The sequence below is a fragment of the Pseudomonas sp. FG36 genome (assembly GCF_057809275.1).
This window is the reverse complement of sequence record NZ_JBMDJQ010000041.1, coordinates 1-13,091: the sequence shown is the minus strand read 5'-3', so window position 1 is coordinate 13,091 and position 13,091 is coordinate 1. Positions and strand designations below refer to the sequence as shown.

Here is a 13,091-nt window from a genome sequence, read left to right as displayed (position 1 = left end):
GTATCTAAAACCATTGCGCCGCCCGGGTCATTTATTTCAATCGAGCAACATTTCGTCACGAGTGACACGATTCGGACATCACCTGGCAAACATTACCTTGCACCCTGCGGGCCTTCCATTCGCCGAGGGCTCCCCATGAAGATAGCCGACAGCCGCAACAACACTGATGTTCAAGAAGGTTCCGCCCCCCTGATCCTCAGCCAGCGCCACACCAGCCGCGGCCAGGCAGGCTCCCTGATCGTGCAGCAGGAGAGCCTGGGCCTGGCGGACGACCTGGGCTACATCACCCTGCGGCGCTACTTCGAGCACTACGACCCAGGCTGTGGCGAATGGGTCGAATACAGCCATACCGTGCCCATTCGTGAGCTGATCCACTGGCTGATGGCGCATGGCAAGTTGCAGATCCAGGCCTCGCAGGACGCGCCCCCGACCCAGGCCTGGCAGGCCGCCGCGCAAGAGGAGCGCCGCCCATGAGCCGGCGGCATCTGCTGACGGTCATGCTGACCAGCACCCTGAGCCTCTCGGCATGCAGCAGCAACAAGCCGGCACCGACCGGGTTTCTCAAGGACTACGGCCTGCTCACCCCGCACCAGGCGCCGTCTGGCGGTACCGTACTGAGCTGGGCCGACCCCAAGTGGCCACGGGGGCGCTATATCGAGGTCTACCTGGCGCCCAGCCGCTTCTACCCGACACCCGAACCGAGCCCGCGTATTCCTCAGGCAACCCTCGCCTCGATCAGCCACTACTACGACGCGGTACTGCGCAAGGAAATTGGCAAGGTGATGAAGGTAGTGGATACCCCTGGCCCGAACACGCTGGTGGTCAGGCCAGCCATTACCCGTATCAGCGCCGACGCACAAAGCCTGCGCTACTACGAGTGGCTGCCGATCACCCTGGTCGCGGCTGGAGTAAGCAGTGCCGTGGGGATGCGCGACCGGGACAGCGAGATCGCCACCGAACTGTCGTTCGAAGCCGGCACCAGCGGGAGGGTGGTGGGCGAGGCGATGCTCGCAGGCACTGGCGTGCCGCTTGAGAACGACCGCCAGGTGATGACGGCCGACAACGTCAAGGCCGTGCTCGATGGTTGGGGCGTCGACCTGCGCCAGGCGTATGCGGCGCCCCTCAGATAACGAGCCGCGTCGACTCAGGCCTTCAATGTGGCCATGTCGATGACGAAACGGTATTTCACATCGCCCGCGATCATCCGCTCGTAGGCCTGGTTGATGTTGCGGATGTCGAGCATCTCGATATCGCAGCTGATCCCGTGCTCGGCACAGAAGTCGAGCACCTCCTGGGTTTCGGCGATACCGCCGATCAGCGAGCCTGCCAGGACCCGGCGCTGCATCACCAGGTTGGCCGCATGCAGCGGCGGGTCGACCGGCTCGATCAAGCCGACCAGGATATGCACACCGTCGAACCTCAACGTCTCGAGGTAGGGGTTGAGGTCGTGCTGGACCGGGATGGTGTCGAGCAGGAAGTCGAAGCGGCCGGCCGCGGCGCGCATCTGTTCGGCGTCGGTAGACACGATCACTTCATCGGCACCCTGGCGCCTGGCCTCCTCGGCCTTGGCCGCGGAACGGGTGAACAGCGTGACATGCGCCCCCAGGGCCTTGGCGAACTTGATGCCCATGTGGCCCAGCCCGCCCATGCCCAGCACGCCGACCTTGTGCCCCGGGCCAACGCCATGGTGCTTGAGCGGCGAGTAGGTGGTGATGCCGGCGCAGAGGATCGGCGCCGCGCTGGCCAGCTCGAGGCCTTGGGGAATGCGCAGGACGAAATCCTCGCTGACCACGATGCTGCTCGAGTAGCCGCCCATGGTGTTGCTGCCATCGACCCGGTCGGGGGTGGCGTAGGTCATGGTCGGGCCCTCCAGGCAGTATTGCTCGACGCCCTGGCGACAGGCTTCGCAGTGACGGCAGGCATCGACCATGCAGCCGACACCGACCAGATCGCCCACCTGGTAGCGGCTGACCTGCGCGCCAACCGCAGTGACCCGACCGACGATCTCGTGGCCCGGCATCAGCGGATAGACGGCAATGCCCCACTCGTTGCGGGCCTGATGGATATCGGAGTGGCACACGCCACAGTAGAGGATCTCGATGGCGACATCGTCGGCCCGCGGGCTGCGACGCTGGAAGGTCATGGGGGCCAGGGGGCTGGTGGGGGACTGGGCGGCGTAGCCGATGGCGGTGTACATGCGGACCTCTCTCAGGTGAAACGTTTCAGGCGGCGCATTTTGCGTAGCCTGGCCCGCCCCGGCCACGGCCGATTCTCCGGCATGCATGCCTGATTCTCCTGACCTGCCCGCTCCCCCCTGGCGCCAGCCAGCCAATCTGCGAAGATGCCAGTGTCCGATTCTCTGCCCGGTTTCGCCATGCACCTGACTTGCCACGTGGATGCCAATGCCACGCTCTGCTCACTGATCCGCAGCCTCGCCACGCGCCCGGGGTTCGTGCCCACCGCCCTGCCCCAGGTCCAAGTCCTGACCTGGGACCACTACGTGGCCAGCAGCCCGCAGATCTACGAACCCAGCCTGATCATCGTCGCCCAGGGCAGCAAGCTGGCGCGCCTGGGCCCGCGCACCCTGGAGTACGGCGCCGGGCATTACCTGGTGCAGGCGCTGTCGGTGCCCTTTCTCTGCGAAACCTTCGCCACACCCCAGGCGCCGCTGCTGGGCGTGGCGGTGGACATCGATCGCGCCATGCTCGGCGAGCTGGTGCAAGCGATGAACCTGGGGCCGGATGCCGCGGTTCAGGTACAGACCCCGCAGTCGATGACCTCGGCGGCGCTGGACACGGCCATGCGCGAGAGTGTCGAACGCCTGCTGCAGTGCCTGCAGGATCCGCTGGACGCCAGGGTGCTGGGGCCGGCGCGGGTGCGCGAGGTGCTCTACACCGCGCTGCGCGGCCCCCAGGCCGGGGTGCTGCGGGCACTGGTCGAACAACAGGGACATTTTGCCCGGATCGCCTCGGCCCTGGCCTACCTGCGCGAGCACTACGCCGAGCCGCTGGGGGTGGATGAACTGGCCGGCCGGGCGAACATGAGCGTGTCGACCTTCCATGAGCACTTCAAGCGCTGCACCGACCTGGCGCCGATGCAGTACCTCAAGCGCCTGCGCCTGCTCAAGGCGCAACAGATGCTGATCGGCGAAGGCCTGGGCGTGGCCCAGGTGGCGCATCGGGTCGGCTACCAGAGCACCTCGCAGTTCAGCCGCGAGTACAAGCGCCAGTTTGCCCGCAGTCCGGGCGAAGAGCAGACGTACCAGAGCCTGCCGGCTTGATTGCTGGCCTGCGCCGCGCCGGCAGTTACTGACGCAGGACCATCGCCACGATGGTCGCCTGCAATTCGCGCTTGGCGGCCTCGGCGGCCAATTCGCCGGCCGCCGCCGCCAGGGACAGCGCCTCTGCCGCCCCCACCAGCACCCACAGGCCGGCCACGCCGATATCGCCGCCCGGCGCGAACGGCGCCAAGGCTTCCCGGCATTTGTCCATGAAGGGCCCTTCATAGCCGCGCTTGAGCGCCTCGAGCTCCGGCGAACCGGCCAGTGCCGCACTGACACCGGGGATCTCGCGCCCTTGGGTCGCCACACAGTCCACATAGGCCTCGGCGATCACCCAGGCCCGCCCCGGCAGGTCCGCCGGACAACCGGCCAGGGCCGTGTCGAGCATCGCCGTCTGGCGTGCGTCGTACTCCTGGTACAGCGCCAACAGCAATCCGTTGCGGGTTTCGAAGTGGTCATACACCACCGGCTTGGTCACCCCGGCCTGCTCGGCCAGACGCCCCAGGCTCAGGGCATCGGTGCCTTCTTCGCGCACCAGCTGCCAGGCCACATCCAGCAGTTGCCGGCGACGCTCCTCGCGGGACAGGCGTTTGCGCGGCGCGGTCTTTTCCTCGCTTGACATCGATTACCTACCAAAAGTAACTTACTAAACGTAACTTACTGGGAGTATATAACGCTCCCGAGGCTCTCGCATACTGATTCTGGAGATTCTGCCATGCATGCCCTGATCGTCATCGGTCACCACGACACCGACTCCCTCACCCATGCCCTCGCCCAACAGGTTGCCGAAGGGTTGCGCGCGGCCGGTCACACCAGCGAGTTCGCCGACCTGGCCCGTGAAGGTTTCGACCCCCGTTTCAGCCTGGCCGACCACGCCGTGCACCGCCGCCTTGGGCCGCCGCCGGCCGATGTGCTGGCCGAGCAGGCGCGTATCGAACGCGCCGACACCGTGGTGCTGGTCTATCCCATCTACTGGTGGTCGCTCCCGGCCCTGCTCAAGGGCTGGGTCGAGCGTGTGTTCAGCAATGGCTGGGCCTTCTACCAGGCCGCGGACGGTAGTACCACAAAGCGCCTGCACGGTTTGACCGCGCACCTGATCGGCGTTGCCGGGGCCGATGCCGGCACCTTCGAGCGCCACGGCTACGGCGAGGCCATGCGCGTGCAGATCGAGCACGGCATCTTCGATTACTGCGGCGCTCAAGTGTTGAGTTCGACGTTGCTGGACGACAGCGAAGGACAGGATCCGGCACGGCATCTGCGAGCCGCGCGCGCCTTGGGAGAGGGGTTGTTCACTCGCGAGGAACGGCGCGAACCGGCAAGCGTGGAATAAGGGCGGGAGGCGCGGGCCAGCCCGCGCCAAGTGACAGCGTGCGGGCAATCAGCCGCAGTTGACGCGGGTCACCACACCCTTGTCATCGACGTTCAGGTTCAACCGCTCGGAGCGGTACTCCAGGGTGATCACATCGTGCGGCTTGAGGATGCGTGCCATCTGCGAGCCGCTGGCCTTGCGCGCCTGCTCCAACAGCTCGGCGCTGGCCGGCTTGCCGACGGTGAAATCGGCGCCACTGGCTTCGCAGCGGCCGTCATTGCCGGCCGGGGCGGCAGGGGCGGCAGGGGCGCTGGCGCCCGAAGAGCCACCGGTGCTGCAACCTGCCAGGACGGTAGCCACCAGCAGGGTCGCCAGGGAAGCGCGGGTACGGAACATGAATCCTCCTAAATCGATCCGGGAACTGCCTTATGCGACAGTTTCACCAACGTTTTGTTGCAAAACCAGAGATTCTGCCTGACTCGGCCAGGGGATGCGAAACGCAATCGTCACCGGATTTTGCACCGAACCGCAGGTTCGGCCAAACGCAGGGCTTATGCCTAAGTCGCAGATCCGGTTGCGCAAAGGCATGATTTACTGCAAGAAGTGGAGCATGAAACACCTCCCCTTCGAACGCCAGGACGCGGTATTCGACCTATCACCCAGGCCCAAGCGAGAACCGCCCCATGAGCAGCCACAGCATCGACGCCGATATCAAGGTCAAGTGGGACGAAGGCCAGAGCGCCTACAGCCCGGGAACCCCCGAGGAGCTATTGCTGATCGCCATCGACCTGCTGGTACGCGATCGTGGCAGCGAGGCGGCGCGTAGCTTCATCGACCAGGTGTTCGAGCGCTACGCGCACCACGACACTATTTCAATCGGGCCAGGCGGGCGCTGAGCAGGTCGAAGAAGCCCTGGGCGTCGCCCTCCTCGATCCACATCACATTGGCCGGCTGCTTGAGCACGCCGTACCAGTCGGCGATGGTCTGGCCGAAGGTCGGGCCTTCACGGCTGTCGACCGCCATGTGCACTTGGCGGCCCTTGAACAGCTCGGGCTTGAGCAGGTAGGCGATGACGCTGGCGTCGTGCACCGGGCCGCCGGGCATGCCGTAGTTGTCCATGTCGAACTTGATGTAGGCGTTGAGGATGTCCACCACCAGCTTACTGGCATTGTTGTTGACCGCGGCGAGCTGCTTGAGGCGCGCGTCGCTGGTGAGCACCTTGTGGGTGACGTCCAGCGGCAGGTAGGTGAGTTTCACGCCACTGGCCAGCACCACCTCGGCGGCGTGCGGGTCGGCAAACAGGTTGAATTCCGCCGCCGGGGTGATGTTGCCGCCGTTGAAGTGGGCGCCGCCCATCACCACCACTTCCTTGATACCGTTGACGATCTCCGGCTTCTGGATCAATGCCAGGGCCAGGTTGGTCTGCGGGCCGAGCATGGCGACGGTGATGCTGTGAGGCTCGGCGGCGCTCAGGGTGTCGATCAGGTACTGCACGGCGTTGCCCTGGGCCAGCGGCTTTTTCGGCTCGTGGACCTGGACGCCGGTCAGGCCTTCCTCGCCGTGCACGTTGGCGGCGTAGATCGGCGTGCGCACCATCGGCCGCCCTGCCCCGGCGTACACCGGGATCTCTTCGCGGCCAGCCCACTCACGGGCCAGGCGGGCGTTGCGCGAGGTCTTCTCCAGGCGCACGTTGCCGGCCACGGTGGTGATGGCGCGGATCTTCAGTTCCTCGGGCGAGGCCATGGCCAGCAGCAGGGCGACGACGTCGTCGGCGCCGGGGTCGGTGTCGATGATCAGGTCGCGGGGCGCGGCCATGAGGGAAGTCGCGGCCAGCGCGGACATGAGGACGGCTCCTTGGAGCAGGTTCTTGAGGGACATTCAGCACTCCTTGTTGCTAGGGGGATGGATTCACAAGGGGCCGCTTCGCGGCCCTTTCGCCGGCAAGCCGGCTCCCACAGTTGCAGCCCGAGGTTGCGCCCGACCTGTGGGAGCCGGCTTGCCGGCGATCGAGGGCGCACGCCCTCGCATTCGGTCTAGAAAGTGACGCCAGCCACCAGGGCAATATTGCTGTACGGCTTGCACTCCCCGGTGCGCACCACGGCCCGGGCCTGACGACACAGGGTCTTGAAGTCGGCATGGCTCAGCACCTGGCGCTGGCCCAGCTCACCGCCCGCGTGCAAACGCTCGACCTCGGCCAACCCGGGCGGCAGGGCCTGGAACACTTCATCGGCCAGCACATGCCGTTCGACCTGCATCTCGCTCAGTACCACGCGCAACACGCTGGCAAAATCCGGGATACCCGGCGTCAGTGCCAGGTCGATCAGCTCGACGCCTGGCGGCACCGGCAGGCCGGCATCGCCGATCACCAGGATGTCGCCATGGCCGAGCCCGGCAATGGTCCGCGACAGGGCGATGTTCAGCAGCGGCGTCTTCTTCATGGCGCCAGCTCCTTCAACAGGGGAATGGACGGCTGCGCGCCCACCCGGGTCACCGACAATGCGGCGGCGCGCTGGCCAAAGCTGATCGCCTCGTCTTCCGACAAGCCCCGCGCCAGGCCAGCGGCAAAGCCGCCGACAAAGGTGTCGCCGGCCGCCGTGGTGTCCACCGGCTGCACCCGTGGGGCCGGGAAGTGCCGGCTGCCGCTGGCGTCGACCAGCAAGGCGCCATCGCCGCCAAGGGTGACGATCACCTTCCCCGCCCCCAGCTGGCGTAGCCGCTCGGCCGCGCGACGGGCACTTTCCTGGTCGTTGACCCGCACCCCGGCCAGGGCCTCGGCTTCGCTCTCGTTGGGGATCAGGTAATCGATGTAGGCATACCACTCCGCTGGCAGCGGCCCGCTGGCCGGCGCCGGGTTGAGGATCACCGTGCGCCCCAACTCGCGGCCGCGGGCCAGGGTCCAGGCCACGGTGGTGCTAGGCACCTCCAGCTGGCAGATGATCACTTCGGCGCGCTGCAGCAGTGCATCGAAACGGCTCACCGACTCGGGGCTGAGCAGGCCGTTGCCGCCGGGGATCACGACAATGGCGTTCTGGCTGGCGGCATCCACCACGATCAGCGCCACGCCGCTGGACACACCCGGGCACACGCTCACACCCTGGCAATCGATGCCCTCGGTGAGCAGCGCCTGGCGCAGTTGCTGACCGTAGGCGTCGTCGCCAACGTTGCCGACCATCGCCACGCTGGCGCCCAGCCGGGCCACGGCCACCGCCTGGTTGGCGCCCTTGCCGCCGGGCGCGGTGAAGAAACTGTCGCCGGTCAGGGTCTCGCCTCCCCGGGGCAGGCGCTGGGCGCGGGCCACCAGGTCCATGTTGAGGCTGCCGACCACTACCACCTTGGCATCCATGGGCATTCCTTAACGGTAATCGTTGAACAGGTCCGGGCGTGGCCCGGTGGATTCGCGCAGCACGATGCGCGGGGCGACGATGCGCTGTTCGGCGGCGCCGTCGCGACGCGGCGTGACGATGCGCGACAGCAACAGCCCGGCGGCGCTCTCGCCCAGCTCACGGATCGACTGGCCGACCGTGGTCAGCGCCGGGTACACGTAGCGGCTCAGTTCGATGTCATCGAAACCGATCACCGACAGCTCGCCGGGCACGTCGATATTGCGTTCGGCGGCGGCACGCAGCACGCCGAAACCGATCATGTCGTTGCCGGCGAAGATCGCCGTGGGCCGCTCGCCATCGAGCAGGCGCGCCGCGGCGGCATGCCCGCCGAGGCTGGTGAAGTCGCTGTGCAGCACATGGCCCGGGGCAACGCGCACGCCGCCCTCGGCCATCGCCCGGCGGAACCCGGCCAGGCGCAGCTGGCTGACCCCGGTGTCCACCGGACCGCCGATGGTGGCGATCTCGCGGTGCCCGAGCTTGAGCAGGTGGCGGGTGGCCAGGTAGGCGCCCTGCTCGTGGTCGATCCGTACCAGGTCGGCCTCGACGCCTTCCAGGGCACGGTCGACGATGACCATCGGCGTGCGCACGCCGCTGAGGCTGTCGAGCAGGTCCTGGTCCTCGCCCACTGAGGCGACGATCAGGCCGTCGATGCGCTTTTCCAGCAGCACGCGCAGGTAGCTGCGCTGCTTCTGCGGGTTGTCATCGGAGTTGCACAGAATCACGCAATAGCCGTTGCGCTCGCAGGCGTCCTCGATACCCCGGGCCAGCTCGGCGAAATACGGGTTGACGCTGTTGGGCACCAGCAGGCCAATGGTGGCGGTGCTGCGCGCCTTCAGCGAGCGGGCCACGGCGCTGGGCACGTAGTCGAGCTCGGCGATCGCCGCCTCGACCTTCAGCCGCACGTGTTCGCTGACCGGGCGGGTCTTGTTCAGTACATGGGACACGGTGGTGTAGGAAATACCCGCAAGTGCCGCGACGTCTTTGATGGTTGCCATGGTTTCAGTTCCGCCGGTTCGCACGCCGGCTGCGATAAGTGTCGAGTACCACGGCGATGACGATGACCGCCCCGGTGATGATGCGTTTGGTCGGCTCAGAGGCGCCGATCTGGGCCAGGCCGGCGGCCAGCACCGAAATGATCAACACGCCGAAGAAAGTGCTGATGACCGAGCCGCGCCCGCCCATCAGGCTGGTGCCGCCGATCACCACGGCGGCGATCACCTGCAGCTCCATGCCCGAGCCGGCATTGGGGTCGGCGGCCTCCAGGCGCGAGATCTGGAACAGCGCGGCAAGACCGGCGAGCACGCCCATCAGGGCGAACACCAGGATCTTGTAGGGGCGCGGGTCGATACCGGCCAGGCGCACGGCCTCTTCGTTGGTGCCGATACCGATCAGGTAGCGGCCGAACACGGTACGGGTCAGCACCAGTTGGGCCAGCACGATCACCAACAAGGCGATGATGAAGGCCGGGGAAATACCGAAGGCGATCGGGTTGGAGAACCAGGCGAAGGCATCGCCGATGTACGCGGTACGCGAATCGGTGAACTGGTACGCCAGGCCACGGGCCATCTCCAGCACGCCCAGCGAGACGATGAACGACGGGATGCGCCAGGCCACGGTGATACTGCCGGTGACGGTGCCGGCCAAGGCCGCCACGGCCATGCCGAGCAAGGCGGCGGGCAGCACGCCCCAGCCCCAGCCGAGGATCGCCACGCTGACGGCCGAGGCCGCCAGGGCCAGTACCGAGCCGACCGACAGGTCGATGCCGCCGATGATCAGCACGAAGGTCATGCCCACCGCCAGCACCATCAGGTCGGGGATCTGGTTGGCCAGGGTGCTGAAGGTGGCATAGGACAGGAAATGGCTGCTCAGCAACGAGAACAGCACGATCATCGCCAGCAAGGCGCCGGCCAGGCCGAGGTAGGTGCCCAGGCCGAAATAGGTGCCGCTGCGGCGCACTGGCGCGGCGTCCGAGGTGTTTGTTGTGGTTTTCATGCGTCCATCCTGGGGGCTGCGTCGTGCAGCAGGGCATCACGTTTCTGGTAGCCGGCGAAGGCGGCGGCAAGCAGTTGGTCCTGGGTCCAATGATCGCGCTCGAAGGTGTCGATCAGGCGGCCGGCGCTGAGCACGGCGATACGGTCGCAGATCAGCATCAGCTCGCGCAGGTCGCTGGACACCACCACCAGGGCCTTGCCCTGGCGGGCGAGCTCGGCGAGCAGGCCGTAGATGTCGAACTTGGCACCGACGTCGATGCCGCGGGTTGGCTCGTCGAACAACAGTACCTGGCAGTCGCGCTCCAGCCAGCGGCCGATCACCACCTTCTGCTGGTTGCCGCCGGACAGCTCGCCCACGGCCTGGGCGGGGCTGGCGCTGCGGATGCGCATGGCGCCGATCTGGCGCTCGGCCAGCTCACGCTCGGCGTCGGCGTCGAGCACGCCGGCACGGGACACGGCGCCGAGGTTGCCCAGGGCAATATTGGCGCTGATCGACTGGCTCAGCAGCAGGCCTTCGCCCTTGCGGTCCTCGGTAATCAGCGCAATACCAGCCTTGACCGCCGCCTTGGGCGAGTCGATGGTCACCGGTACCGGCGGTTGGCCGAGGGCGACCTGCCCGCTGTCGGCGCGGTCGGCGCCGTAGATCAGGCGCAGCAGCTCGGTGCGCCCGGCACCGATCAGGCCTGAGATACCGAAGATCTCCCCTGCCCTGACCTCGAGCGACACCTCGCGGACCTTGTCGCCACGGCTGAGCCTGTCGATCTTGAGCAGCGGCGCACCGATCGTGCGCTGGCCCAGGTCGATATGCTCGCCCAGCTCGCGGCCGACCATCAGGTTGACCAGTTGCTCGCTGTTGTAGCGCTGGATCGGCTCGGCGCACACCAGCTTGCCGTCGCGCAGCACGGCGATGCGCTGGGCCACCTGCTGCAGTTCTTCGAGGCGGTGGGAGATATACACGATGGCCACGCCGCGCTGGCGCAGGCGCTCGATCTGGGTGAACAGCAGCTCCACCTCGCGGGCGGTGAGCATGGCCGTGGGTTCGTCGAAGATCAGCACATGGCAGTCGCCGATCAGGTTGCGGGCGATCTCGACCATCTGCTGGTGGCCGATGCCCAGCTCGCCGACGGGGGTGTCCGGGTCGATGGCATCCAGGCCGACCTGGGCCATGGCCGCGGTGGCCAGCTGGCGCAGGCGCTTCTGGCTGATCCAGCCGAGGCGGCTGGGCAGGTTGTCGAGGAACAGGTTCTCGGCCACGGTCAGCGTCGGCAGCAGGTTGAGTTCCTGCATCACCATGCGCACGCCGAGACGCTCGGCCTCGGCGCGGCTGCCGGGGGCATAGGGCTGACCGCGGTAGAGCATCTGCCCGGTGGTGGGGATCTCCAGGCCGCTGATCAGCTTGGACAGGGTCGACTTGCCCGCGCCGTTCTCGCCGGTCAAAGCCAGCACCTCGCCGCCGCGCAGCTCGAGGGTGACATCACCGAGCACGGGCTGGGCGTAGGTCTTGCCCAGGCCGCTGACGGCTAGCACGGTTTCATTGGCCGGTACTGACATGGCCATTCTCCTAGATAGACATACCCCCCTGTAGGAGCGGCTTCAGCCGCGATCACCCGCGAAGCGGGTGCCAGGCACCGCAGTGCCTGCATCGCGGCTGAAGCCGCTCCTACAGAGACCACTTTGTCACTTGGTAATCAGCTCGACCGGGGTCTGGATGACATTGTCGGCATCCACGCCCGGCTGCTCGCCCTTGAGCATCTTCAGCGCCGCCTGGATGCCATACACCGCCTGCTGGCTGGCCGCCTGGTCGAGGGTGGCCAGCACGCGGCCATCCTTGAGCATCGGCTCGATGGCCTTGATGTTGTCGTAGCCGACCACCTGCACCTGGCCGGTCTTGCCGGCGGCGCGCACGGCCGAGACGGCGCCCAGGGCCATGCTGTCGTTGCCGGCCAGCAGCGCCTTCAAATCGGGGTACTCGTTGAGCATCGAGGCGGCAACGGCGTTGCCCTTGTCGATCTCCCAGTTGCCGGATTGCACCGAGACGATCTTCATCTGCGCGGCTTCCATGGCGTCCTTGAAACCGGCGGTGCGCTGCTGGGCATTGGTGGTGGTCGGCACGCCTTCGATGATGCCGACCTGGTCACCGGCCTTGAGCTTTTGCTGGGCCAGGTAGTCGCCGACCATACGCGCGCCCTTGCGGTTGTCCGGGCCTACGAACGGCACGCTGATGCCCTTGCTCTTGAGGGTTTCGGGATCGAGGCGATTATCGATGTTGATCACGATCACGCCTTTGTCCATGGCCTTCTTCACCGCCGACACCAGCGCCTTGGAGTCGGCCGGGGCGATGACCAGCGCCTTGGCGCCCGAGTTGACCATCTGCTCGACGATACGGATCTGCTCGCCGGTATCGGTCTCGTTCTTGATGCCGTTGGCGACCAGCTCGAATTCGCTGGCATGGGTTTTCTGATAATCCTTGGCGCCGTCTTCCATGGTGCGGAAGAACTCGTTGGCCAGGGATTTCATCACCAGGGCGACCTTGGGCGCCTCCTCGGCGTGGGCGGCAGGCAGGGAGAACATCAGCGACGACAGAACGGCGAGGGCCAGCGGACGGCCGGAAAACGGCAGCTTCATGGAAATGACTCCGAATCTTGTGGTTTTTATCGGATCGCAAACGTTTGCGGTGACTAACTATGTAAACAGGCCCCGCTTTTGTCAAATCCATTGCGTAGGCAGCCACGGCTACGCCGGTCGGATTATCCGCAATTTGTCCGAAAAACCGAACACATTTCCTTCGCTTGTTCGGTCAGCCGAACACCACGGGATCGGCTTGACCCCGTGGTCGCTTCGAGTACCCCCAGTCGCAACAGGGGTTTCCAGATGAAATTCGACGAACGGTAGTTGCTGGTACGAAATCTGCCTTTACCCCAGTGCGACATAACGCACATCTCACCCAGGAAGAGAGAAGCAGTAATGATGAAATCCGCTATCAAGACCTTCGCACCGAGCGCCCTGGCGCTGCTGTTGGTACTGCCGACCGGCGTTTCCGCCAAGGAAGCCGCGCAACAACAGAAACTCGCCAACGTGGTCATCCTCGCCACCGGCGGCACCATCGCCGGGGGGGGGGGGGGGGGGGG

At 66.3% G+C, this 13,091-nt stretch carries 15 protein-coding genes and 1 pseudogene; 6 read left to right on the top strand and 10 right to left on the bottom strand.

All coding sequences use genetic code 11. From position 1 onward, the window contains the following. Nucleotides 1-135 precede the first annotated feature (135 nt). Nucleotides 136-474, top strand: coding sequence for a hypothetical protein (locus tag ACODS9_RS23245; protein ID WP_401111402.1), 339 nt, complete (start codon nucleotides 136-138; stop codon nucleotides 472-474). Next, nucleotides 471-1,130, top strand: a complete 660-nt coding sequence (locus tag ACODS9_RS23240) for a DUF3313 domain-containing protein (RefSeq protein ID WP_401111399.1) — start codon at nucleotides 471-473, stop codon at nucleotides 1,128-1,130. Before ACODS9_RS23245 ends, ACODS9_RS23240 begins: the two co-directional genes overlap by 4 nt. Before the next feature lie 14 nt (nucleotides 1,131-1,144). Here the strand turns inward: ACODS9_RS23240 and ACODS9_RS23235 are convergent, their stop codons facing one another. Continuing rightward, complete coding sequence (locus tag ACODS9_RS23235) at nucleotides 1,145-2,197, bottom strand: NAD(P)-dependent alcohol dehydrogenase (RefSeq protein ID WP_489094850.1); 1,053 nt, start codon at nucleotides 2,195-2,197, stop codon at nucleotides 1,145-1,147. Nucleotides 2,198-2,374: 177 nt separating this feature from the next. On the opposite strand from ACODS9_RS23235, the gene ACODS9_RS23230 reads away from it, so the two are divergent. Next, nucleotides 2,375-3,280 carry an AraC family transcriptional regulator gene (locus ACODS9_RS23230; RefSeq protein ID WP_401111525.1) on the top strand — a complete coding sequence of 302 codons (906 nt, stop codon included), beginning with the start codon at nucleotides 2,375-2,377 and terminating at the stop codon, nucleotides 3,278-3,280. Between the two features lie 25 nt (nucleotides 3,281-3,305). On the opposite strand, the gene ACODS9_RS23225 is transcribed toward ACODS9_RS23230, so the two are convergent. Further along, complete coding sequence (locus tag ACODS9_RS23225) at nucleotides 3,306-3,902, bottom strand: TetR/AcrR family transcriptional regulator (protein WP_414538204.1); 597 nt, start codon at nucleotides 3,900-3,902, stop codon at nucleotides 3,306-3,308. Nucleotides 3,903-3,995: 93 nt separating this feature from the next. Here ACODS9_RS23225 and ACODS9_RS23220 point away from each other — a divergent pair, with 93 nt between their 5' ends. Next, nucleotides 3,996-4,610 (top strand): NAD(P)H-dependent oxidoreductase, encoded by a 615-nt coding sequence (locus tag ACODS9_RS23220; protein ID WP_277504784.1) that lies wholly within the window; start codon nucleotides 3,996-3,998, stop codon nucleotides 4,608-4,610. 48 nt (nucleotides 4,611-4,658) lie between these two features. Here ACODS9_RS23220 and ACODS9_RS23215 read toward each other — a convergent pair whose 3' ends face one another. Further along, complete coding sequence (locus tag ACODS9_RS23215) at nucleotides 4,659-4,985, bottom strand: I78 family peptidase inhibitor (protein WP_489094849.1); 327 nt, start codon at nucleotides 4,983-4,985, stop codon at nucleotides 4,659-4,661. A gap of 287 nt (nucleotides 4,986-5,272) precedes the next feature. On the opposite strand from ACODS9_RS23215, the gene ACODS9_RS23210 reads away from it, so the two are divergent. Further along, entirely contained in the window at nucleotides 5,273-5,485 is a 213-nt protein-coding gene (locus tag ACODS9_RS23210; protein ID WP_023632517.1) for a hypothetical protein, read from the top strand. On the opposite strand, the gene ACODS9_RS23205 is transcribed toward ACODS9_RS23210, so the two are convergent. The 7 genes from ACODS9_RS23205 to ACODS9_RS23175 all read right to left on the bottom strand — a co-directional run bounded on the left by ACODS9_RS23205 (nucleotide 5,457) and on the right by ACODS9_RS23175 (nucleotide 12,588). Beyond that, a complete protein-coding gene (locus ACODS9_RS23205) occupies nucleotides 5,457-6,467 on the bottom strand; it encodes a nucleoside hydrolase (RefSeq protein WP_489094848.1) in 1,011 nt (336 codons plus the stop codon). The two genes, ACODS9_RS23210 and ACODS9_RS23205, sit on opposite strands and share 29 nt — an antisense overlap. A 155-nt stretch (nucleotides 6,468-6,622) precedes the next feature. Next, nucleotides 6,623-7,027: a D-ribose pyranase gene (gene rbsD / locus ACODS9_RS23200; protein ID WP_110704609.1), complete on the bottom strand. Its 405-nt coding sequence runs from the start codon at nucleotides 7,025-7,027 to the stop codon at nucleotides 6,623-6,625. Then, nucleotides 7,024-7,932: a ribokinase gene (gene rbsK / locus ACODS9_RS23195; protein ID WP_046855158.1), complete on the bottom strand. Its 909-nt coding sequence runs from the start codon at nucleotides 7,930-7,932 to the stop codon at nucleotides 7,024-7,026. The genes rbsD and rbsK overlap by 4 nt, the downstream gene beginning before the upstream one ends. 9 nt (nucleotides 7,933-7,941) lie before the next feature. Beyond that, complete coding sequence (locus tag ACODS9_RS23190; RefSeq protein ID WP_489094847.1) at nucleotides 7,942-8,967, bottom strand: LacI family DNA-binding transcriptional regulator; 1,026 nt, start codon at nucleotides 8,965-8,967, stop codon at nucleotides 7,942-7,944. Nucleotides 8,968-8,971: 4 nt separating this feature from the next. After that, a complete protein-coding gene (locus ACODS9_RS23185; RefSeq protein ID WP_038706376.1) occupies nucleotides 8,972-9,964 on the bottom strand; it encodes an ABC transporter permease in 993 nt (330 codons plus the stop codon). After that, nucleotides 9,961-11,514, bottom strand: a complete 1,554-nt coding sequence (locus tag ACODS9_RS23180) for a sugar ABC transporter ATP-binding protein (protein ID WP_367858777.1) — start codon at nucleotides 11,512-11,514, stop codon at nucleotides 9,961-9,963. Before ACODS9_RS23180 ends, ACODS9_RS23185 begins: the two co-directional genes overlap by 4 nt. A gap of 126 nt (nucleotides 11,515-11,640) precedes the next feature. Then, entirely contained in the window at nucleotides 11,641-12,588 is a 948-nt protein-coding gene (locus ACODS9_RS23175) for a sugar ABC transporter substrate-binding protein (protein WP_401111388.1), read from the bottom strand. Between the two features lie 342 nt (nucleotides 12,589-12,930). Here ACODS9_RS23175 and ACODS9_RS23170 point away from each other — a divergent pair. After that, nucleotides 12,931-13,091, top strand: a pseudogene (locus ACODS9_RS23170) (L-asparaginase); the annotation flags it as partial.